This window comes from Myxococcus dinghuensis (assembly GCF_024198235.1).
Lineage (GTDB): Bacteria > Myxococcota > Myxococcia > Myxococcales > Myxococcaceae > Myxococcus > Myxococcus dinghuensis.
Genome location: NZ_JAKCFB010000070.1, coordinates 1 through 20586, shown reverse-complemented (window position 1 = coordinate 20586; position 20586 = coordinate 1). Strand labels below are relative to the sequence as shown.

Genomic DNA, 20586 nt, shown 5'->3' with positions numbered 1-20586 from the left:
GGAGGCCTCGCGCATCCGACTGGCCACCTCCCCCTCCCGAGGCATACCTTCCGGACCCGGATGGGCACGCAGCCACCTTCCCAGCTCGGGTTGTTCGACGCGGCGGTGGCCGAGCCGAGGCCGCGTGCGCGCGCCGTGGAGCCCGCCCGCGAGGATGACCTCGACGCGCTCCCGCGCGGACATGTCGGACCCGCCGCCCACCCGGGCCACGAGCCCGGCCCCCACGTCCCCGCGAGGTCGCGTCACCCGGCGGTCGCCGCCCCGCCCCCCACCGCGGGACGCCTCCCCTCGCGTGAGGACGCCCTGCTCCAGGCCGCGGACCTCGCCCGTCGCCTGTCCGCCGCGCTCGGTGCCCCCGTCCACCTGCGCCTCACGGACAACCGCGCCACGCTGGTGAGCTTCCGCCGCCTCGACGCCGGCCTGCGCCTGCGCGTCCACCACCTGTTCCTCGACGCCCCGGACGCCGTCGTGCGCGCCATGGCCCATTACGTGGCCCATGACGACGCCCCCTCGCGCGACGCGCTGGAGGCCCATGCCCGCGCGCACAAGGGCCTCGTGCGCCGCGAGCGCCGCCCCGGCAGGGCCCTGCGCGCGCGGGGGCGCTGCTTCGACCTGCACGCCGTGCGCGACCGCCTCGTGGCCACCTGGTTCGCGGCGCCCGTGAGCGTGGACATCGGCTGGGCGCGGCGCCCCAGTCGCGGCCGGCACCGCTCCATCCACCTGGGCGGCTACGACGCGCACCTGCGCGAGATTCGCATCCACCCCGCGCTGGACCGGCCCCACGTCCCCGCCTACGTCGTGGACTACCTCGTCCTCCACGCGCTGCTCCACGCCGACCTGCACGAGGAGGACGCCACCGGCCTCGACGCCAGCGGTCGCTGCGCCCCCGGCCACTCTCCCGCCTTCCAAGAGCGCGAGGCGCGCTTCCCGCTGCGCGACGCGGCGCAACGCTGGCTGCAGGACAACCACACCTCCCTGCTGCGCCGCTGAAGCCCGGAGCGCTCAACACACGGCGGCCCCGTCCGTACGCTTTTCTCCGCTCGCGCGCGAGGAAGGGTGGCGACCACCCGGGCCTCGCCTGCATGCTGACGGGGATGCGCTACTTCAGCGTGGAAGAAGCCAACAGGCTGGTGCCGCTGTTGAGCCGCACCTTCGAGCACATCCGCCCCTGCGTCGAGCGCGTGCAGCAGCTCATCGAGACGCTGGGCACGCCCGAGGGCAAGTCCTCGGAGAACCTCGACGCCCTGCGCGCCGAGCGCGACGCGCTGCTCGAGAAGGTGCGCGAGGAGCTGCGCCAGTTCCACGAGATGGGGCTCGAAATCAAGGGCGCGGAGGGCCTGGTGGACTTCCGCGCGCACCGGGGCGAGGAGCCCGTGTACCTGTGCTGGCACATCGGCGAGCCCGCCGTCTCCCACTGGCATGGGCTGTACGACGGCTTCGCCGGACGCCGCCCCATCACCAGCGCGGACGAGTTCGAGCCCACCTACCTGAGCTGAACGCCTCGCGCCTCAGCTCGCCTCGAAGTTCTTCTGGAGCAGGGACATCTTGTTGCGCGCGGACAAGAGCTGCTGCCGCAGCGAGTCCGCCTGCCGGGCGATGTCGCCGAAGTCGCTCTCGTCCGCGGCCTGCGTCAGCGCCTGCGCCTCGCCCGCGACCTCCGTCATCCGCGTCTGGAGCGCCTGGAACGACGCGCCCAGCGCCGTCTGCTCCTCCGTCGTCTTCGCCTGCTGCCGCTGCTGCGCGAACTCCTGCATCCGCACGTTGAGCTCGCCCGCGCTCTGCCCCAGGGCGCCGTAGCGCACCAGCAGCTCCTTGAAGACCTCCGTGCGCGTCTGCAGCACCTGCGCGCGCTGGTGCACGGCCTCGGCCTGGGCCTGCTGCCGGTCCCGGACCCGGGAGATGGCGGAGACCAGCGCGCCCACGCGCAGCCGTAGCTGCTCGTCCATGTCCGCCAGGGAGTTCAGCGTGGCCGAGGCGCGCTCCAGGTGCTTCTCCGACTGGAGGGGCGCCTGCTCGAGCTGGGTGGCCAGGGCCTCGAAGCGCTCCAGCCCCTCGTCGAGCGCGCGGGCGGCGTCCACCAGCTCGGAGTCCTGCGGTTTGTCTCGCTTGCTCATCGTGGAACGGACCATGGCACGCATGGCCCCCCACGGGGACGGGGACTTCACCGGGGCGCTCCCCGAACCTGCCCGCCCTCCGGCCCGACGGGCCCTGGCGCTCACGCTTTCCGGCCTTCCCGGACGCTCGCCAGCGCTCACCCCCATCCCCACATTGGCGACATCACGCCCCAGCGTCCGTCGCGAGGTGAACACAATGCCCATGGCCCTCTCTCTTACCGTGCTCGTCGCAGGTGCCACCGGCCAGCAGGGCGGCGCCGTGGCGCGCCAGCTCCTGCAGCGCGGCCACCGCGTCATCGCGCTCGTCCGCCGCCCCGACTCCGAGGAGGCCCGCGAGCTCGAATCGCTGGGCGCCCAGCTCGTCCCGGGCGACTTCGACGACGTGGACTCGCTCACCCGGGCCGCCGAGGGGGTGGACGCCTTCTACGCCATGGCCACCCCGTTCGAGACGAGCGTCGAGACGGAGATACGCCACGGCATGAACCAGGTGGACGCGGCGCACCTCGCCGAGGTGAAGCACTTCGTCTACTCCTCCGTGGCGGGCGCGGAGCGCCTGACGGGCATCCCCCACTTCGACAGCAAACACCGGGTGGAGCTGCACGTGCGCCGCAGCGGCCTGCCCTTCACCATCCTGGGCCCCACCTTCTTCATGGAGAACTTCACCAGCCCCATGTTCGAGGAGGGCCTGAAGGCGGGCGTGCTCGCGCTGGGCCTGCCCCCCACGCGCGGCCTGCAGATGGTGGCGCTCGACGACCTGGCCGCCCTGACGGTGCGGGTGATGGAGGACCGGGACCACCACACGGGCCTGCGGCTCGACGTGGCGTCGGACGAGGTCACGGGGCAGCAGGCCGCGGGGCTGCTCTCCATGGTGAGTGGCCACCGCCTCCACTACGAGCACCTGCCGCTCGACTACATCCGCGAGCGCAGCGAGGACCTCGCGGCCATGTACGAGTGGCTCGACCGCGTGGGCTACCAGGCGGAGATCCTCGTGCTGCGCAAGAACTACCCGGACGTGCGCTGGCACACCTTCGAGGACTGGGCCCGGGGACAGGACTGGAGCGGCCTCACCTCGCCCGCCTGGCCCCAGACGGCCGCGGAGCCCTCCACGCCAGCCGACCATTGAGGCCCCCTGGTCCTCGCGGGGTCTCCAGGGCGGCGCCCGCCCTCCAGACGCCCGGTGCCGGGGGGTGGCCTACCTTCCGTTGAGAAGGAGGCATCGACATGCGCGCACTCGCGCCCATCGCCGCGGCGCTGCTCCTGGCGGCGAGCTGTGTCCCCAGCGCCACGCTGAAACCCACCCTGGAGGCGCAGACCCTCCAGAACAACCAGGACACCGCCGTCACCGAAGTCGCGGGGGTGAAGCTGATGGCGGACGGCTCCGCCTGGAAGGGCTCGCCGTCGGACCTGAGCGACACCCTGACGCCCGTCTACGTCCGCATCGACAACCACAGCGGCCGCACGCTGCGCATCCGCTACTCGGAGTTCGCGCTCGTCGGCGCCCAGTCGGGCTTCCGCTACTCCGCGCTGTCGCCCCTCTCGCTGCGCCAGGGCTACGCCTCCGTGGAGCCCTCGTCGCTGGAGGAGGGCACGGGCGGCTCCGGCCACGTCTCCGTGGGCGTGGGCGTGGTGCCGGCCTACGGTCCCCGCTACTACGGACACGGACGCGGCTTCTACGGACGCGGCTTCTACGGCGGCGGCGGATGGACGGGGCCCTACTTCGGTCCGTACCCGTACTACGGCCCCTACTACTACGGCTATGGCCCCTACGGCGGCTACCCGTACTACGAGGAGCCCCTGCCCACCCGGGACATGCTCCAGCGCGCGCTGCCCGAGGGCACGCTGCCGGACGGCGGCACCGTGCAGGGCTTCGTCTACTTCCAGGGCATCGCGCACCGCGAGCCGGGCGTGCGGCTCCAGGCCCAGTTGGTGGACGCGAACAGCGGCGAGACGCTCGGCACCCTCGACATCCCGTTCCAGGTGCACAAGGGCTGAGGACTAATGCAGGGTGATGGACGCCGCGCGGCGGTGGCCATCCAGCAGCGAGCCGTCCTCCGTCGTGCCCAGCGCGCGGCGGAGGTCCGGCCCTCGCAGGGGCAACCCGAACAGGGGCGCCAGCGGCACCACGTCCAGCACGGCGGAGACGAGCGGCCCCAGCCCCAACAACGTCATCGCGACGCCCCGGCCCGAGCCGACCCGCAGCCCACCGACGACGAGGCAGGACCCCGTCACGATTCGCAGCCAACGTCCTGTCCGCGACGCCATGAAGCCGACGACCATGCGCACCTCCCCAGGGCGAAGATGCGCACGAACCGGCGGGCGACCACGGGCCCGGACCCTCCGGCGGGACGCCGGGCGAGCCGCCGACCAACCCCTCACTCGCGAGCGAGCGCCTCCACCGCCAAGGGCATCCCCTGCGACCACGGCGCCTGGCGCGAGCGCCGCGAGAGCAGGTGCTCCAGCGCGAACTCCGCGAAGTCACGGGGCACGTCCGGCGACGGCCGGGCGGAGGCGGCGCGCACGGCGGAGAGCTGCGCGCACGAGGACACCAGGGCCATGTGCGTGAACGCCTGGGGGAAGTTGCCCAGGGCCTCTTTGGAGCGGGGGAGGGCCTCCTCCGCGTACAAGCCCACGTCGTTGGACAGGGCCAGCAGCCGCGACAGCAGCGCCTCCGCCTCGTCGCGCCGGTCGTCGTGGGCGAGCACGTCCACCAGCCAGAACGAGCACAGCAGGAACGCGCCCTCCCCGCCCGCCAGCCCATCCGGCGCGAGGTAGCGATACAGGAGCCCCTCCGTCTCCAGCCGCGCGCGCACCTGCTCCACCGTGCGCCGCACCAGCGGATGGGCCACGGGCAGGAAGCCCACCGCGGGAATCAGCAGCGTGGACGCGTCCGCCGCGGTCGAGCCGCGCGCCTGCGGGAACCACCCGTCCGCCGCGCACGCCAGCACATAGCGACGCAGCGCCTCGCGCTCGCGCTCCCAGCGCTCCAGCGGCGCGGGCAGCCCCAGGGACTTCGCCAGCCGCAGCGCCCGGTCCAGCGCCACCCAGCAGTAGAGCTTCGAATGGACGAAGTGCCGGGGCTCGTCGCGAATCTCCCACAGGCCCTGGTCCGGCCGCCGCCAGTCCCGGCACACCACCTCCACCAACCCGGAGAGGAAGGCCCAGTTGCTGGGCGTCACCGGGCCCCCCGCGCGCGAGTACAGCCACGTCGCCTCCAGCAGCTCGCCGGGCACGTCGAGCTGGAGCTGCTTCACCGCCCCGTTGCCGACGCGCACCGGCCGCGCGCCACCGTGGCCGTCCAGGTGGGACAGCTCCACCTCCGGCAGCAGGCGGTGGCCCTCGATGCCGTACATGATCTGCACGTCCTCCGCGCGGCCCGCGCTGGTGCGACGCAGCCAGTGCCGGAAGGCGTCCGCCTCGTCGCGGTAGCCCGACACCAGCAGGGAGATGAGCGTGAGCGAGGCGTCGCGCAGCCACGTGTAGCGGTAGTCCCAGTTGCGCGTGCCCCCCCACTGCTCCGGCAGCGACGTGGTGGGCGCCGCCACCAGCGCCCCCGTGGGCGCGTACGTCAGCGCCTTGAGCGTGAGCGCGGAGCGGCGGACCTCCTTCACGTGCTCACCCGAGTACGCGCAGCGGTCGATCCACGTCCGCCAGAAGGCGAGCGTGTCGTCCAGCCGTCGCCGGTAGTCCCCCATGTCCGGAGCGTCCGCGGGCGAGCGCTCCACGAACGACGGCGTCCACGCCGCCTCGACCCAGGCCTCCTCCCCCGCGCGCAGCGTCCACCGCGCGTGCACCGCGTCGTCCGTCGCGACGAGCTCGTGCGTGGAGGACACCCAGAGCGCGTCCGCCCCGCCCACGACCTCCACGGTGCGCCACGACGTCCGCCGGACGCGCGGGACGAAGGCGCCGTACTCGAAGCGGGGCGCCACCACCACGCTCGCGAGGACCTCGCCGGAGAGGCAGCGCACCCGGCGCAGCAGGGCGTGGCGCGTGCCCACGTGGGTCCCCTCGGCGCCCCCGCGGAACACCGGCATGCAGTCCACCACCTCCAGCACGCCGCGCGGGGTGGTGAAGGTGGTCGCCAGGACGTTGCTGTCCTCGAGGTAGGCGCGCGTCGACGTGAAGGCCTCCACCGGGGCCACGGCGAAGCAGCCGCCCTTGCGCGCATCCAGGATGCGACAGAACACGGCGGGCGCGTCGAAGCGGGGGAAGCAGGCCCAGTCGATGGCGCCATCCCGTCCCACCAGCGCCGCGGAGTGGCAGTCCCCCACGAGCGCGTAGTCGGCGATGCGTCGCATTCACACCCTCTCGGGAGAGCAAGACCGGGGGCAGAAGGCGTCGGACCTCGGCATTCGCCCTCTCCCCGCGGATGGCCCTCCAGCGAACGATGCCCACGCCGGTCGGCCACCCTTCACCGATGGGGTCGCCCCGGCCCAGGCGCAACCTTCCGCGCCATCCTCCCCCGCCATCCCCGGTCGCCCGCCCGCCCCCCATGCCTCGTCGGAACATTCCGGCGTCCGCGACCTCGGGACGCGACGACACCTCGCAACCTCCCCCTGCGCGCACGCCCGGGAGCCACGCGCCCGCCGCATGCTGACGGACCTCCCGTCGCGCGGCAGGTTCGACTCGGAGGGAGCCATGTTCAGCCGAGCGGAGATTCAGATGGGAATGAAGGTCCGCGGACACGATGGGCACGCCATCGGCCGCATCATCGACATGTCGGGGGACGAGCTCATCGTCGAGAAGGGGCTCATCCGCCGCCACGACTTCCTCGTCTCCCTGGAGGACGTGCGCGAGGTGCTCCACGGCGAGGTCATCCTCAACCACGGGCTCGACAGCCTGTTCTTCGCGCCCCGGGAGATACCGCCCATCCACCACTGAGCCGGCGAGGGGCCGCCCGGACCTCACGCCGGCGACACGAGCGTGCGTGCCGCCAGCGGCGAGGTCGCCAGGGGCGTCAGGCGCCGAAGTCGATGCCGCCCACTGCCTCGTCGCCCTGCGCGGCCTGGTAGACGTGCCACGCGGCGGCCAGATCCTGGAAGGGCAGCCCCACCGCGCCGAACACCGTCACCTGCTCCGGCGACGTGCGCCCCGCCTTCATCCCGGCGAGCACCTCGCCCAGCTCCGCGTGGATGGCGTCCTCGCCCAGCCCCACGTTGCCCGCCGCGCCGCCCGACACGCTCAGGCCCCGGTGGTCGCAGACGAAGCGCGCCTCGCGCAGCAGCTCCGCGGACACCTCCGCCTTGCCCGGCTCGTCCGCGCCCAGCGTGGTGATGTGCGTGCCGGGGCGCACCATGCCCGGGTGCAGGAAGGGCAGCCGGCTCCAGGTCGCGCACACGACGATGTCCGCGTCCTCCACCACCTCCGCCACCGAGTCGGCCTGGCGCACCGGCAGGTTCAGCTCCTTGTACATCCGCGTGGCGAAGGCGAAGGCCCGCGCCGGCTCCGTGTCGAACACGCGCACGTGACTGAGCGAGCGCACCAGCCGCAACGACTTGAGCTGCATCACCGCCTGGGCCCCCGCGCCGATGAGCGCCACGCGGCTGGCGTCCGGCCGCGCCAGCACGTCCGCCGCGAGCGCGCCCACCACGCCCGTGCGCACCGCGGTCAGGTGTCCGGAGTCCATCACCGCCATCAGCTCGCCGGTGCCCAGGTCGTGCAGCTGCACCGCGCCCTGGAGCGCGGGCGTGCGCCCCGGGAACTTGGCGTGGACCTTCACCGTGTAGGCGGGAATCCCGGGCAGGCAGCCAGGGAACAGCACCATCGCCGAGCCCTCGGCGTGCAGGGGCGCGCGCACGCGCTGGGGAGCCACCGTGCGAGCCAGGGCATCGTTGCGGAACGCCTCGCGCAGGTCCTCCAGGAGGAGGAGCGCCTGGAGGTTTCGAGACACATCGGAGCGGGTCAACAAGAGGGTGCGCATCTTCCTGTCACCCTAGCCGAGCACGCGCGCCCCCACAGCCTCATCGTCGTGCGCCGGGCGACGAGCGCTCGACGGTGGACGAAGCGCTCGGTTGCCCCGGAGGGAGCGGCGGGCAGCCCCGCCGGGCCCCGCTCGGGTGCCCCGGTCGACAGGTGCGCGGGAGGTCCCCCGCGCGCGTGTCGCGCGCCAAACGCGGACGCGAGCCATACACGTGCCTTCGTGCCCAGTGTCTCGAGGCCAGGCGACACGGGCGGCGGGGACCTAGGAGGTCGGTGATGCTGGAGCCGGATTCTCGTGCGATGCAGCATGACGAGCCCGAGCGGGAGGCGCCGCTCCGGGCCTCGGACTTCCTGCGCACCCACCGGGCCGCGGTGCTCGCGGAGTGGGAGCACGCCATGCACTCGGGCGAGCCGCGTTCGTCCTCCTGGCTGCTGGACCACATGCCCGGGCTGCTCGGCGCGCTCGCGGACGCCGTCGACCAGGGCCCGCCGGACATCGACAACACCCTGTCCGACGAGCACGCCGCGATGCGGCTCGACCAGGGCTTCGACATCGGCGACGTGGTGGCCGAGTACGCGCTCCTGCGCCAGTGCATCCTGCGACAGCTCGAGGCCGAGCCCCGTGGGCTCGCCGCGGGAGAGCTGGAGCGGCTGGAGGAGGTGCTGGACCGCGCGGTGGTCCAGACGGTGCGCCGCTTCGCCCAGGGGCGACAGCGGGTGCTCCAGGCCCTGGACCGGATGTCCCAGGCCGCGCTGGACAGCCCCACGGTGGACCTCATCCTCGTCCGCCTGCTCACCATCGTCATGGAGTCGGTGCTGTCGGTCGACGCGGCGGCGGTGCTGATGGTGGAGGGGGACCGGTTGGTGGTGCGCGCCGCGGTGGGGCTGGGGACCCGCGAGGCGCTCGGGGACTCCGTGCGCCTGGACGAGGGCTTCGTGGGCGAGGTCGCCACGCGACGCGAACCCCTGACGCTGCGCTCGGCCTCCACGGACGCGCGCGTGGCGCTGCCCGCGCTGCGCGAGTCGGGCCTCCTGGCCGTCCACGGCGTGCCCCTGTTGGAGGCGGGGGGACGCCTGCTGGGCGTCGCGTACATGGGCTCGCACACGTCCTATGCCTTCACCGACGAGGACATGCTGCTGTTCCGCGCCATGTGTCAGCGGGCGACGGTGCACCTGACCCAGGCGCGGCTGCGCGCCGCGGAGCGGGACGCGCGCGAGGAGGCCCAGCGCTCGCTGGCGCTGCTGGACGCGCTGGTGGCGGCGACCCCGGTGGGCATCGCCTTCTTCGACCGGGACCTGCGCTACCTGCGCATCAACCAGACGCTGGCGGACATCAACGGCTTCCCACCCGAGGAGCACGTGGGCCGCACGTTCCGGGAGATGCAGCCGGACGAAATCGCGGACCTGGTGGAGCCGCTGCTGCACCGGGCGCTCACGGCCGTGGAGCCGCTCCAGGCCTTCGAGTTCAGCACGCCTCCGGCGATGGTGCCCCTGCGCGGCAAGAGCACCTGGCAGGCCACGTTCTTCCCCGTGCGCACGCCGGGAGACGGGCTCCTGGGCCTGGGCTGCACCCTCGTCAACATCACCGCCCACAAGCAGGCGGAGGCCGCGCTCCAGCACAGCGTCGACTTCCGCGAGCAGTTGCTCGCCGTGCTGGGCCACGACCTGCGCAACCCGCTCAACGCCATTGGCGCGTCGGCCTTCCAGCTGTCACGCGCGCAGGACCTGGAGCCCGCCGAGCAGCGCGCGGTGGAGCGCATCCGCAAGTCCGCGGGCCGCATGGGCCGGATGATCACGGACATCCTCGACTTCGCGCGCAGCAAGCTGGGCCAGGGCATCCCCATCTCGCCCCAGGTCATGAACATGGCCGAGGTCTGCCAGGCCGCCCTGGAGGAGCTCCAGGTGGCCTATCCGCACCGGAAGCTCTCCTTCGACGCCGTGGGCGACACGACGGGTGACTGGGACCCGGACCGCGTCTCGCAGGTGCTGGGCAACCTCGTCACCAACGCCTTGCACCATGGGGACGCGGACTCGCCCGTGCGCACCACCGTGCGGGGCGAGGTGAAGGACGTGGTGCTGGAGGTCCACAACCACGGCGAGCCCATCCCCGACGAGCTGATGCCGCGCATCTTCGACCCGTTCAAGACCCCCTCGACGCTGTCCACGTCGACGGCGCCATACAAGCTCCAGCGGAGCCTGGGCCTGGGGCTGTACATCGTCCATCAGATCGCCCGCGCGCACGGGGGCCACGTGGAGGTGGAGTCCAACGCGCGGGAGGGCACCTGCTTCCGCGTGTACTGGCCACGCGAGACACGCCGGCTCACGCGCGGCTGAAGCCGGACGCGTGTATCGAGACTCACGGTTCTCGTGGAAGCCCTCTCGGGGTCTGGAGACACCCGCGCGCCCCCCGGGCGATACTCGCGAGACATCCGGAGAGCGCCTCCATGCCCGTCGCCAAGATGACCGAAGTATCTCCCCTGACCGACCCCAACGCGACGACCGCGCCGCACCTCAAGGGCATCTCGGGACGCAAGGGCACGACCCAGCCGCTCACCGAGCGCTCCTACCGAATCCTCAAGGAGCGGCTCGACAAGCAGAACAAGTTCTCGGGCCAGAGCCCCGTCCAGGATGGACTCCCCAAGCTCGGCCTCCTGCTGGACCGCGCGAGGATTCCGCGCGCCATCGGCGTGAAGATGGCGGACCTGACCGAGTCCTACAACCAGCAGATGTGGGCGCTCGTCGAGGCCGCGCTCTCCGCCGAGCAGGACGCGGACGAGCCGTTCGGTCCGGAGCTCGAGGGCATGCTCGAGAAGAGCCGCGCCACCGCGCTGCGGTTCCAGGAGGCCCTGGACTCCATCGAGCGGTGCTACGACTACCTCCGCCAGGAGAGCGCCGAGGCCGTGAGGAACGCGGCGGCGGCCATCGTCGGGATGGACACCGACGACAACTCCAAGCTCGAGCTGCTGCGTGTGCTGTTCGACCGCTACCAGGTCGACTACAGCGGCGAGGGTGAGAACGACTTCCTCACCAACCTCTACGAGAGCCTCCGTCCCCGGCAGACCCTCCTCCCGCTCCTGAAGGGCGCGAACGTCTACCGGAACAAGAAGAACACCTTCGACTATCTCCTGTCGGTCTCGACCAAGACCAACCAGTCCGATGAGCTCAAGACCTGGGCGAAGACGGCCAAGGGCACGACCATCGCGATGAAGTACCAGGTCCAACCGAAGTTCGACACCAGCGTCTTCAGCGACCACGCCGGCTTCGTCGCCAGGTTCTCGTGCCCCGGCGCTCCGCCGCTCTTCGTCTACTACCACTCGCTGGAGCACGGACAACAACACACCAATATGCGGACCGCCTTGAGCTACGGCGCCCAGTCGGGCTTCAGCCTGTTCAAGCAGGGCTCGGGCACGTTCGACCCCGACAAGTCCTCCAAGCTCTCCATCCACGACCACCGCGATGCCTTCCTGGGGAGCCTCTACCAGGAGCTCGATTCGCTGCTCGGGGTCGCCAAACAGGAGCAGGCCAACGTCCTCCTCGTCGTCGGTGAGTGCCCGCGCATCATCCACGAAGGCATCCTCGAGCTGGTCCTGTACCGCGTCCAGAGCGACATGGATGACGAGGTCATCGGCCGCGTCTCCGAGCTGTCGGTGAACGTGCACGGCGCGAAGACGCAGGCGCCGGGCTTCGACTTGAAGTTCGAGAACGCCAGCAAGTCCGAACACAAGGGCGGGAAGCTCGTCGCGGGCATGGGCGTGCACGCCTTGACGGCGTACCTGTTCCTCAACACCCAGCATGTGACCCCGGGCCTCGAGGTCGAGGCCTCGCTGTTGACCCTCACGGATGGCACCCGACAGAACCTGCTCACCCTGAAGTACGGCCCCCAGAACGAGCTGCATGCCTTCACCCACCTGCTCAACGGGAAGGAGAACGCGCTCGCGGCGGAGCTGAAGACGTGCGGCTACGTGACGGTGGGCGGAGACTTGAACAACCTGACCAGCGGCACGGCGCTCGTCGAGACCTGCGACAGGGAGGGCCACCGGTTGAGCCTGGGCAGCAACTCGACCTCGTCGGAGATGTACGACAAGATCGTGGTGCTCTGAGCACGCCCGCCGTGCGAGTCAGCGCTTCGGGGGCGTGGCGGGGTATCGCAACGAGATGTCGTCGCTCTCGCAACCGCGAACACCGTCCTCGCCCAGGCTCGTGAGCTCGATCTGCTCTCCGTCGAACGCATAGCGATAAGGCTGGCCCCAAGGGTCGAGCGGCATCGCCTCGAATGCCTGGACGGCCACCAGCGCTTGCAGCCCTTCGCCACTGCTCGGGAACCGCCCCATCTTCCGATTGTAGACCCTGAGCGCGCTCTGAAAGTCCTTCATGTCGAGCCCCACACGCTCCCTCCGAGCCACATCCAGCTTGGGGATGATGGCCACCAGCGCAGCGAGCGTGATGAGTGCGACTGGCACGGACAGAAAGAACAACACCGAGAGCACGGTGCGGGTTCTGGAGGATGGACGTTGCGCGACGGGTTCGGTCATGGCCGCCGCGCGACTTCAAACTCCGTGCCCACCTCACGCTTCGAGTGAGGCACAGGGTCCCTCCGGTGGAAGGACGGTCATTCCGTCATCGCCACCGCTCAGCGCCCTGCCGGACTGGCAACGCGCCTACTCCCGCTCCACGGTCGCGAGCCACGCCCGCGCGCCCTCGGGGTCGGTCTGCTCGTAGTGCGCCTCCTGGATGCGCCGGACGCGCCAGCCGTCGCTGAACGCGGCGCGCAGGTCCGCCGGCGAGACGGCGCGCGGGCCCTCGCGGAAGTAGAGCGCGTGGTAGCGCCCACCGGAGCGCAGCACCCGCGCGAGGCTGGCGGCGAACCGGTGCCGGTCCTCGGGCTCGAAGACGTGGAGCAGCGCCGAGTCGAGCACCGTGTCGAACCGTCGCCCCAGCGTCTCCAGCGCCAGCGCGTTGCCCACCTGCAGCGACACGTCCAGTCCACGCGCCCTCGCCGCTTCACGCGCGCGCACGATGGCCGGCTCCATCATGTCCACGCCGCACACCCGCAGGCCTCGCGCCGCGAGGAACAGCGCGTTCTCCGCGAACCCGCAGCCGACGTCGAGCACCTCGCCGGCAACCTCCCCGGCCTCCCACAGCTCGACGAAGGCGCGCTGGGGCCGTCCGATGTCCCAGGGCGCGCCCAGCAGATAGGCCGAACGGAAGAACTCTCGCCGGACCGCGTCCGACTCAGGCGCCTGCGACATGCCGCACCTCCTGCCGCGCCGGAGCGCGGGACCTGGGAATGAGCCGGACCCCGAGCGGCTGGAGCGCCAGCGCGGGCCGCATCCGCGCCACGCACCCCGGCGCCAGCTCCAGCCGGAAGCGCTTCGCCATGCACGCGGTGATGAGCACCGTCTCCATCATCGCCAGCGCGGAGCCGATGCAGAACCGCGGCCCTCCGCCGAAGGGGAAGTAGGCATACCGGTGCATGCGCTGCGCGTCCTCGGACAGCCAGCGCTCCGGCCGGAAGTCCTCGGGCGCGTCGAAGTAGCGCGGGTCGCGGTGGGTGACCCACTGGCTCACCGCCAGCATCGTGCCCGCGGGCACGTGGAACCCGCCCAGCTCGCAGTCACGCAGGGCCTCGCGGCTGGTGATCCACGCCGGGGAGTACAGGCGCATGGCCTCCTTCACCACGGCCTCCGTGTAGCGCAGCCGCGCCAGGTCCTCGGCACCGGGCGACCGCCCACCGAGCACCGCGTCCACCTCCTCCTGGAGCCGCGCCTCCGCCTCGGGGTGCCGCGCCAGCAGGTACCAGGCCCAGACGAGCGCGTCCGCGGTCGTCTCATGCCCGGACATGATCATCGTCGCCAGCTCGTCGCGCAGCTGCCCCTCGGACAGGGGCACCGGGGACGACAGCAGCAGGGCGAGCAGGTCCGTGCGCTCGGAGGGCCGCTCCCGGTAGCGTCGGACCAGGTCCTCCAGCAACACCTCGAGGCGGCCCAGCGCGCGACGCAGGCGGAGGTTGGTGGGCGTGGGCACCCAGATGGGCGGACGCAGGGGGCTGTCGGTGTGCCGCATGACGGCGTCCACGGCCGCGGCCACGTGCTGGACCTCGTCGTCGATGGGCGTGTGGAACAGGAAGCGGCTGACGATGGAGAGCGCCAGCGCGGACACGTCCGCGTGCACGTCGCGCGGCGTCCCCTCCGGCCACGCCTCGAGCATCCGCTCCGTGAGGGAGACCACCGTCTCGCCACACGCGGCCACGTGCTTGCGATGGAACGCCGGCTGGACGAGGCGCCGCTTGCGCAGCCAGTCCTCACCCTCGCTGTTCATCATCGCCTCGGGGAAGCCGCCCTTGTGGCGCTGCCCCTGCACCACGCCCGCCAGCTTCACGAAGTTGCCGTCCCCATTCACCAGGACCCGCTCGATGAGGTCGGGATGGTTGAGGAGGTAGTTGCGCTTGCCCACGCGCACCACGTCGCCGTACTCCCGCGCGCACCGCGTGAGGAACCCCAGCGGGTCCTCGGAGAACTCCACCAGGTTGCCCGCGATGAAGTGTCCCTTGGGCCCGGGGGGGAGGCGCGCTGGCGACATGAAGGAATTTCCGGGCGGAGCTTCGGTGAGACGGCGGTCGCGTGAGAGGAGCGGAAGTTTCCACTCCCCTCACGACTGCGAGGTCATCCGACCTGGCCGTCAGGGCGCAATGCCTGACGGTTTTCCACTAGTAGTAGATGTAGGGGGAGGACAGCTTGTCCGCGCGCGCAATCCGCATCAGCACAGCCAAAGAGTAGAGGGCCTTCTTCATGGCGGACTCCTGGTTTGAGGTGGGTGCGTGTTGCTCTCGCTGCCAGAAAGGCCAGCGCGGCAAAGACTCTCACAAACCAGACACCCGCAACAAGCCGGCGAAAGCAGTTACCAACAGGGCGCTGCTTTTCAGGGTCACCAGAGCAAGCAGGCCGCCGTCGCCCCGGCCGTTGCGCGCCACGCGCCTGGCCGCGTTCGCTACGAGGTCACCTTGACAATGATTGTGTCGCAGTTGGGATTGTCGCCGCTCTCGGTGATGAAGTGGAGCCGGATGGGCCGCCCCCGCTGGCTGCACTGCAAGGTGCCCGCCTGCCCGGCATACCGCACGTCCTCATCGGACTCGACCATGCCCGGCGCGGTGAACCACCAGTAGTTGACCGACCCCCAGTTGCCCTGGGCGATGACGACGTCCTGGCAGACGATGGGGCCGTTGCCGTCATCCAGCGTCAAGGTGCCCCGGATGGCGAAGTTCAGCGCGTCGGGGGCGGCCAGCTCCGTATGGGTGCGCAGCTTCGCTCCCGCCGGCTGCGCGTTGTACCAGTCCCCCACGGGCTTGCTGTGCTTTCGCCCCGCCATGACGCTGAGGGTCGCTCCGCCCTGTGAGCGGACCCCATCGAACGGCTGTCCGGAGGTGACGGAGTAGGATTGCAGCGAGAAGTCCGCATCCTTCATCCCACGGAAGGTCAGGGTGTTGGAGTGCTCCTTGACGCCGAGCTGCGACCGCAGCCCGTCTGAAGTGTCGCTCATGATGGCCATCCTCGGTGGAGTCGTTGGACGGCCGGGACCTCTTCACTTCGTATGCCACCCCCGAGAGGTAGACCACCGCCACGAGGCATCGACGCCGCCATCGACCGGGCCCCTCGCTGACGCGTCATCGTCACGGCCGTGACGCGTCAATCCTCGCGCTCGGGAGGAGTGGGCTCGTCGAGCCTCCCTGGGAGCAGGTGGGTCCCCCGGAGCTTCGAGAACCAGGCCCAGCCACGCTCCTTCATCGCGAACGCCTCCCCCGTCCACTCTCCCAGCACGAAGGGCTTCACCTGGTGTCGATAGAAGCTGGAGCGAGGGATGGGCTCGACCCACAACCGCCGTCCCTTCAAGCGGAGCCAGTGGACGTAGACCCGACTGTGACGAGGCTTCCCCGTATCCGGGCGCCCTCCGGTGAAGAGGAGCACGTCCTCCGGCTGTCCATCCACGAGGAACCGGCCCTTCACCCGCGTCGGGTGTGGCCCCGCCAGTGAGATGACCTCCGCGAAGCGATGGTAGATGAATCGCAGGGGGCGATATCCCGTCACCAGATACTCGTGAGGCTTGTCGGGGACGGGCACGACCTCATCCAGGAGGGTGTCGAGGAAGAAATCCTCTCGGACGCCGTTGATGTCGAGCCGGAGCTGCCCCTCGGGTGTGAGCCATTGGAGATACGCCAGGGGCCGGTAGGTCATCTCGTCGAACGGGGGTGCTCCGACCTGCAGTGCGACATGGACGACCCAGATTCGCACGCGGCCGTCGGGTGACGAGATGGACTCCACGCAGTTCATGCGCTCCGCCTTGCCGGGCGACCCTCCGATCTTGTACTGCTTCCGCAGCTCCTGAATGCCCGGGATGGTGTCCTTCGGATGGTGGATCCGCATCGACGCGGAGCGACGCAGGAGACTCACGAAGTCCTTCTCGCCCTGGCCGCAGCCCGCCAGCTCCAGCTCCGCATAGGCGACGGCCGCCTTCGAGCATCGCTCCCCGAGCACGGCCAGGTCCGTCACGGTGGAGATGAGCTTCTCACAGGGGCCCGAGCTCACGGAGCCCGTGGAAGGCGGGGGACAGGAGACCCAGACCCAGTGCTTCTCGTCCTCGCCGTCCGCGGACTTCCCCCACCAAAGCCCGATGTCGACACAGACGCCGCCATCCCGCTTCTCGAAGGCCGGCGCGGTTCCGCTCCGGAGAATGGTCTCGGTCAGGTCGAGGACGGGGTCCTCCCGCCAGCCTTGCGTGGCCTCTTCGAAGGAGGAGACCTCTCCGATCTCAGCCGCGGACGGAGCCATGGCCGGCTCGGGTTGTGACGTGCCCAGCAGCACCGACAGAACGAGAGGCCACATCGTGCGCTCCTATCTCCTCGTGGCCTCGGTCACGGGCCCGCGGCATCGGGGAATGAGAGGCATTCGACGCGGGAGCAGCCCGGCCGGTTCCATGGCCGCGGAGACTTCTCGGTGTGACTTCGGGGACTCACACCGCCTTCGACAGCAGCCCCATCACCCACGGACGCACGTATCCCCCATCACCCGCGTGGTCGCAGGCCCGCGGCGCCAGTCGGAGGCGACTCGATGCGGGCCTTCATCCGCGAGCAGCTCCCGCTGTCCGACCTGGGTGGGTGGCTGGACGCAGGCCGGGGCTTCTCCCTGCCCACCTTCGCGGTGTGGGGCAATCACGAGGACGGCGCCGTGGTCGACGCGTAACCGTCCGGCGAGCGACGTGACGGGAGGCATTGCCGGGGTAGCAGTCGTGGTGGACCCTGGCCGGAATGTCGAAGCCGGGTGAGAAGCAGGAGTGGTTGCAGGTCGCCGAGGCGTTCGAGGCGAGCGGGCTGACGCAGAAGGCGTTCTCCGCGCAGAGAGGGTTGAGGCTGAGCACGTTGCAGTCGTGGATGTACCGGCGCCGACGCCAGCACGCCCGGAAGGCCCCAGCGGTGCGCCTGTTGCCGGTAGAGGTGCCGGCCGTCGCGCAGGTGGGGCCCGTGCTGCTCGAGGTGGTGCTGGCCAGCGAGCCCGGCTGCGGTTCCCCGCGGGCGCCGACGTCGAGTACGTGGCCCGGCTCGTCACCCTTGCACCGGCTGACGCAGCGGTTGGCGCGAGGCGGCGTCCCCATGAGTCGCAGCACGCTGACGGACCTCTTCCACCAGTCGGCCTCGGTGCTGCTGCCCCTGTCGACGCACCTGCTGCAATGCATCGCGTCCGCCGAAGTCGTGCTGGCGGACGAGACGCCGCTGCGGGTGCTGGACGTGAAGAAGACGCACCGGGGGACGTTTCTCACCCAGACGCCCGAGGGCGCATGGCTCATCGGCTACCGCTTCAGCCTGGGCCGCGCGGGCAAGACGCCCAAGGACGTGCTGGGCGGCACCACGGGGGCGCTCGTGGTGGACGGGTACACCGGCTACAACGTGGTGACGTTGCCGGAGGGACGCACGCGCGTCGGGTGCTGGGCCCATGTGCGTCGCCGCTTCTTCGAGGCGCTGCCTACCGCGCCCGAGGCCCGCGAGACCATGGACCTCATCCTGGAACTCTACCGGGTGGAGGCCCAGGCGCGCGACGCGGGCGTCGTGGGTACCGCCGAGCACCGAGTGCTGCGTCAGGAGTCCAGCGCGCCCATTCTCGCGCGCATCAGCACGTGGCTCGCAGTCCAGACGCCGCGCCATCCGCCGAAGAGTCCGCTGGGGCAGGCGCTCTCCTACGCGACGAAGCAATGGGCGGCGCTGACCCGCTTCGCAGAGGACCCGCGGCTGCCCCTGGACAACAACCGCTCGGAGGCGGCGTTGCGAAAGGCCGCGCTGGGCCGCAAGAACTTCCTCTTCGTCGGGCACGAGTCCGCAGGCGAGAATCTCGCGGGTCTCTACGCGCTGGTCGCCACCTGCGAGGCCAACGGCGTCAACCCCGAGGAGTACCTGGCCGACGTCCTGCTCCGCGTGCAGACACATCCCAACTCGCGCATCGCGGAGCTGCTGCCTCACGAGTGGAGGCGTCGGCAGACCACCGGTCCGCCCGAGTCACGCCTCCAGCCTCAGCACTGAACTCCCCTCCGGTCGCGGCGTCTACCAGGCTCGGACCTCGTCCGCCTTCAACTGCTCACGCCACGTCGCTGACCGGACGGATACGGTCGGATTGTGGGTGTAGAGGGACCTCGCGCCGTCTTTGTCCGAGGTTCCATGGGCCCAATGGCATTCCAGTCTTGGATGGCTCCTTCGCTTTTGGAGGCGGTGTCGGATTCCTTGTTTGCTAGGGTCGCAGGCCTCGGAGAGTTCGCATTGCTTCGACCTGTTGCCCTTCTTTTCTTCCTATTGAGTGTCGCCGCGTCGGCGCAACCCGCCCCCACCGCGCGCGAGCGACAGGACCGGCGCGTCGTGCTGTCCAACGGTGCCGCCCCTGTCCCGGAGCTGCGCGTCGCGGCGGGCTTTCTGACCAACATCGTTTTCGAGGCTCCGCTGGACAGGGGCTCGGTGGAAGTGGAAGGGCGTGAGCGCTTCCGGCTGGTGGATGTCGGAGAGCGAGTCCTTGCGTTGGAACCTGCCGCCGACCTGGGGCCGGGCGAACGTCTCGGACTTCGCGTCCGGTTCGCCGCGGGCGCAGCTCAGGGACAAGGCATCTTCGTCCTGGTCTCCCATCCAGGAGAGGTTGATGCCCGTGTGGAGGTCTTCCGACAACAAGACTCCGTCGAACTGCTTCGGGCTGAGCTGGTGGAGGCACGCGCTCAGCTCAAGGCTCAGGCCGAAGAGCTTCAAGCAGTCCGCGCGCTTCGTGCCACAGAAGGGCCTACGGGGCTGATTCTTTCGGGCATGCTGAACGGCCGGGGACTGAAGGTGAGGCATATCCAGCCTACGCCTACAAAGAGTGAGTCCCGAGGCGAACAGCTCAAGGTCGAGAATGGCACTACCTTTCGTGCTTCAACGTGGGCCGCGATAACTGTCGAGGTTCGGAACCTCGGGGCAAATGATTGGACTCCGACCTCGGCCCGGGTCGTGAACTCGCAGGGGGGGACTAGTTTGGACGCTCTCAGTATTCGAATGGCCCTACCACGAATCGAGCCCAACAAATCGGGTCGGGTGGTGATTGAAACGGAGGTGCCCCCGTGGCCGCCTGGGGAGTCGTGTGTCATGGAACTGCGCGACCGCAATGGAGCCGTGCAGGCATCCGTTCATGGAGTGGCATTCTAGTGGGCGCGCCATGCTGACACTGCTCCACCCTCCTGCACAGTTCCCCCCCGGCCATGCGATTCACGGTTGGCGCATCGTGAAGCTGGTGGGCGCTGGTGCCTATGGTGCCGTCTACAAAGTGGAGATGAACGGCAAGCACTACGCGATGAAGGTTGCGCTGCATCGCGCGACGAGTGGGGATGTCGAGAAGTCAGACGCGAGACTCAAGCGCGAGCTGGGGTGTTTGGTTCATCTTGAGCACCCCAACATCATTGCGCTTCGTTCTCATGGCCGATGGCCCGATTTCGAAACGGGTTGGCGCTACGTCATCCTCGACTTCGTCGCAGGCTTCACGTTGGCCCAATGGGTGGAGCGCGTTCACCCGACCGCGCAGGAAGTCGCGCGCCTCTTCGTGAAGCTGGCCGGTGCCGTGGACCACATGCACGGTCGCGGTGTCTTCCATCGCGACTTGAAGCTGAACAACATCATGGTGCGTGCCTCGGACAACGAGCCGTTCATCATCGATTTCAGCGCGGGTGACTACTCGCACGCGGAAGACCTCACGGACGCACCGCTGCCACCCGGCACGCGTCGCTATCGCTCGCCCGAAGCGACGCGCTTCTTCCGCGACAACGAGGACGACCGCGACGCCCGCTATGAGTTCAAAGTCACCGATGACGTCTACGCCCTCGGGGTGTGCCTCTTCGACGTTCTGACCGCGCCCCAGCCGGCCAGCGACTTCCCGAGGACGTAAGACCTCGCCGTGCCCCGTCGTGACGGGCCCCAGCATCTCGTGAGACCTCCAGCGGCCACACGCAGGAGGTGGTCCGTGGAGCTGGAGAAGGAGCTGGAGCAGTTCCGTCAGGAGGCGCAGCG

The 20586-nt window shown here is 70.2% G+C and carries 21 protein-coding genes; 11 read left to right on the top strand and 10 right to left on the bottom strand.

Annotated elements, in window-relative coordinates; translation table 11 throughout:
* Positions 1-60: 60 nt before the first annotated feature.
* Positions 61-990 (top strand): hypothetical protein, encoded by a 930-nt coding sequence (locus tag LZ198_RS41210; RefSeq protein ID WP_253977668.1) that lies wholly within the window; start codon positions 61-63, stop codon positions 988-990.
* 92 nt (positions 991-1082) lie between these two features.
* Positions 1083-1496 (top strand): DUF2203 domain-containing protein, encoded by a 414-nt coding sequence (locus tag LZ198_RS41205; RefSeq protein ID WP_253977667.1) that lies wholly within the window; start codon positions 1083-1085, stop codon positions 1494-1496.
* A gap of 12 nt (positions 1497-1508) precedes the next feature.
* On the opposite strand, the gene LZ198_RS41200 is transcribed toward LZ198_RS41205, so the two are convergent.
* Complete coding sequence (locus tag LZ198_RS41200) at positions 1509-2114, bottom strand: hypothetical protein (RefSeq protein WP_253977666.1); 606 nt, start codon at positions 2112-2114, stop codon at positions 1509-1511.
* 202 nt (positions 2115-2316) lie between these two features.
* Between LZ198_RS41200 and LZ198_RS41195 the strand changes: the two genes are divergently transcribed.
* Complete coding sequence (locus LZ198_RS41195) at positions 2317-3237, top strand: NmrA/HSCARG family protein (protein WP_253977665.1); 921 nt, start codon at positions 2317-2319, stop codon at positions 3235-3237.
* A 98-nt stretch (positions 3238-3335) separates the two neighbouring features.
* On the top strand, positions 3336-4106 hold the full coding sequence (locus LZ198_RS41190) for a hypothetical protein (RefSeq protein WP_253977664.1): 771 nt from the start codon (positions 3336-3338) through the stop codon (positions 4104-4106).
* 3 nt (positions 4107-4109) lie between these two features.
* Here the strand turns inward: LZ198_RS41190 and LZ198_RS41185 are convergent, their stop codons facing one another.
* Together LZ198_RS41185 and LZ198_RS41180 are read right to left on the bottom strand one after the other, a co-directional pair.
* Positions 4110-4343, bottom strand: a complete 234-nt coding sequence (locus tag LZ198_RS41185; protein ID WP_253977663.1) for a hypothetical protein — start codon at positions 4341-4343, stop codon at positions 4110-4112.
* Positions 4344-4486: 143 nt separating this feature from the next.
* Positions 4487-6409 (bottom strand): glycoside hydrolase family 15 protein, encoded by a 1923-nt coding sequence (locus LZ198_RS41180; protein WP_267145515.1) that lies wholly within the window; start codon positions 6407-6409, stop codon positions 4487-4489.
* A 340-nt stretch (positions 6410-6749) separates the two neighbouring features.
* On the opposite strand from LZ198_RS41180, the gene LZ198_RS41175 reads away from it, so the two are divergent.
* Positions 6750-6992, top strand: coding sequence for a hypothetical protein (locus tag LZ198_RS41175; RefSeq protein WP_253977662.1), 243 nt, complete (start codon positions 6750-6752; stop codon positions 6990-6992).
* A 76-nt stretch (positions 6993-7068) separates the two neighbouring features.
* Here LZ198_RS41175 and LZ198_RS41170 read toward each other — a convergent pair whose 3' ends face one another.
* A complete protein-coding gene (locus LZ198_RS41170) occupies positions 7069-8031 on the bottom strand; it encodes an ornithine cyclodeaminase family protein (RefSeq protein ID WP_253977661.1) in 963 nt (320 codons plus the stop codon).
* Positions 8032-8306: 275 nt separating this feature from the next.
* Here LZ198_RS41170 and LZ198_RS41165 point away from each other — a divergent pair, with 275 nt between their 5' ends.
* Positions 8307-10364: an ATP-binding protein gene (locus tag LZ198_RS41165; RefSeq protein ID WP_253977660.1), complete on the top strand. Its 2058-nt coding sequence runs from the start codon at positions 8307-8309 to the stop codon at positions 10362-10364.
* 110 nt (positions 10365-10474) lie between these two features.
* Positions 10475-12130: a hypothetical protein gene (locus LZ198_RS41160; RefSeq protein ID WP_253977659.1), complete on the top strand. Its 1656-nt coding sequence runs from the start codon at positions 10475-10477 to the stop codon at positions 12128-12130.
* Between the two features lie 18 nt (positions 12131-12148).
* On the opposite strand, the gene LZ198_RS41155 is transcribed toward LZ198_RS41160, so the two are convergent.
* From LZ198_RS41155 to LZ198_RS41135, 6 genes are all read right to left on the bottom strand, one after another.
* The gene (locus LZ198_RS41155; RefSeq protein ID WP_253977658.1) at positions 12149-12562 is read right to left on the bottom strand and encodes a type II secretion system protein GspG; all 414 of its coding nucleotides are present in this window, start codon (positions 12560-12562) and stop codon (positions 12149-12151) included.
* A 126-nt stretch (positions 12563-12688) separates the two neighbouring features.
* Positions 12689-13279: a class I SAM-dependent methyltransferase gene (locus LZ198_RS41150; protein ID WP_253977657.1), complete on the bottom strand. Its 591-nt coding sequence runs from the start codon at positions 13277-13279 to the stop codon at positions 12689-12691.
* Entirely contained in the window at positions 13263-14609 is a 1347-nt protein-coding gene (locus LZ198_RS41145; RefSeq protein ID WP_253977656.1) for a cytochrome P450, read from the bottom strand. Before LZ198_RS41145 ends, LZ198_RS41150 begins: the two co-directional genes overlap by 17 nt.
* A 127-nt stretch (positions 14610-14736) precedes the next feature.
* On the bottom strand, positions 14737-14820 hold the full coding sequence (locus LZ198_RS43785; protein ID WP_407667515.1) for a cittilin family RiPP precursor: 84 nt from the start codon (positions 14818-14820) through the stop codon (positions 14737-14739).
* A 197-nt stretch (positions 14821-15017) separates the two neighbouring features.
* The gene (locus LZ198_RS41140; protein ID WP_253977655.1) at positions 15018-15566 is read right to left on the bottom strand and encodes a hypothetical protein; all 549 of its coding nucleotides are present in this window, start codon (positions 15564-15566) and stop codon (positions 15018-15020) included.
* A gap of 146 nt (positions 15567-15712) precedes the next feature.
* Complete coding sequence (locus tag LZ198_RS41135; protein ID WP_253977654.1) at positions 15713-16906, bottom strand: hypothetical protein; 1194 nt, start codon at positions 16904-16906, stop codon at positions 15713-15715.
* A gap of 225 nt (positions 16907-17131) precedes the next feature.
* Here LZ198_RS41135 and LZ198_RS43115 point away from each other — a divergent pair, with 225 nt between their 5' ends.
* The 4 genes from LZ198_RS43115 to LZ198_RS41120 all read left to right on the top strand — a co-directional run bounded on the left by LZ198_RS43115 (position 17132) and on the right by LZ198_RS41120 (position 20464).
* A complete protein-coding gene (locus LZ198_RS43115; protein WP_256560362.1) occupies positions 17132-17263 on the top strand; it encodes a hypothetical protein in 132 nt (43 codons plus the stop codon).
* Between the two features lie 65 nt (positions 17264-17328).
* A complete protein-coding gene (gene tnpC / locus LZ198_RS41130; protein ID WP_253977653.1) occupies positions 17329-18591 on the top strand; it encodes an IS66 family transposase in 1263 nt (420 codons plus the stop codon).
* 135 nt (positions 18592-18726) lie between these two features.
* Positions 18727-19731 carry a DUF2381 family protein gene (locus LZ198_RS43780; RefSeq protein WP_407667513.1) on the top strand — a complete coding sequence of 335 codons (1005 nt, stop codon included), beginning with the start codon at positions 18727-18729 and terminating at the stop codon, positions 19729-19731.
* 10 nt (positions 19732-19741) lie between these two features.
* Positions 19742-20464, top strand: coding sequence for a serine/threonine protein kinase (locus tag LZ198_RS41120; RefSeq protein ID WP_253977651.1), 723 nt, complete (start codon positions 19742-19744; stop codon positions 20462-20464).
* The last annotated feature ends 122 nt before the right edge of the window (positions 20465-20586 follow it).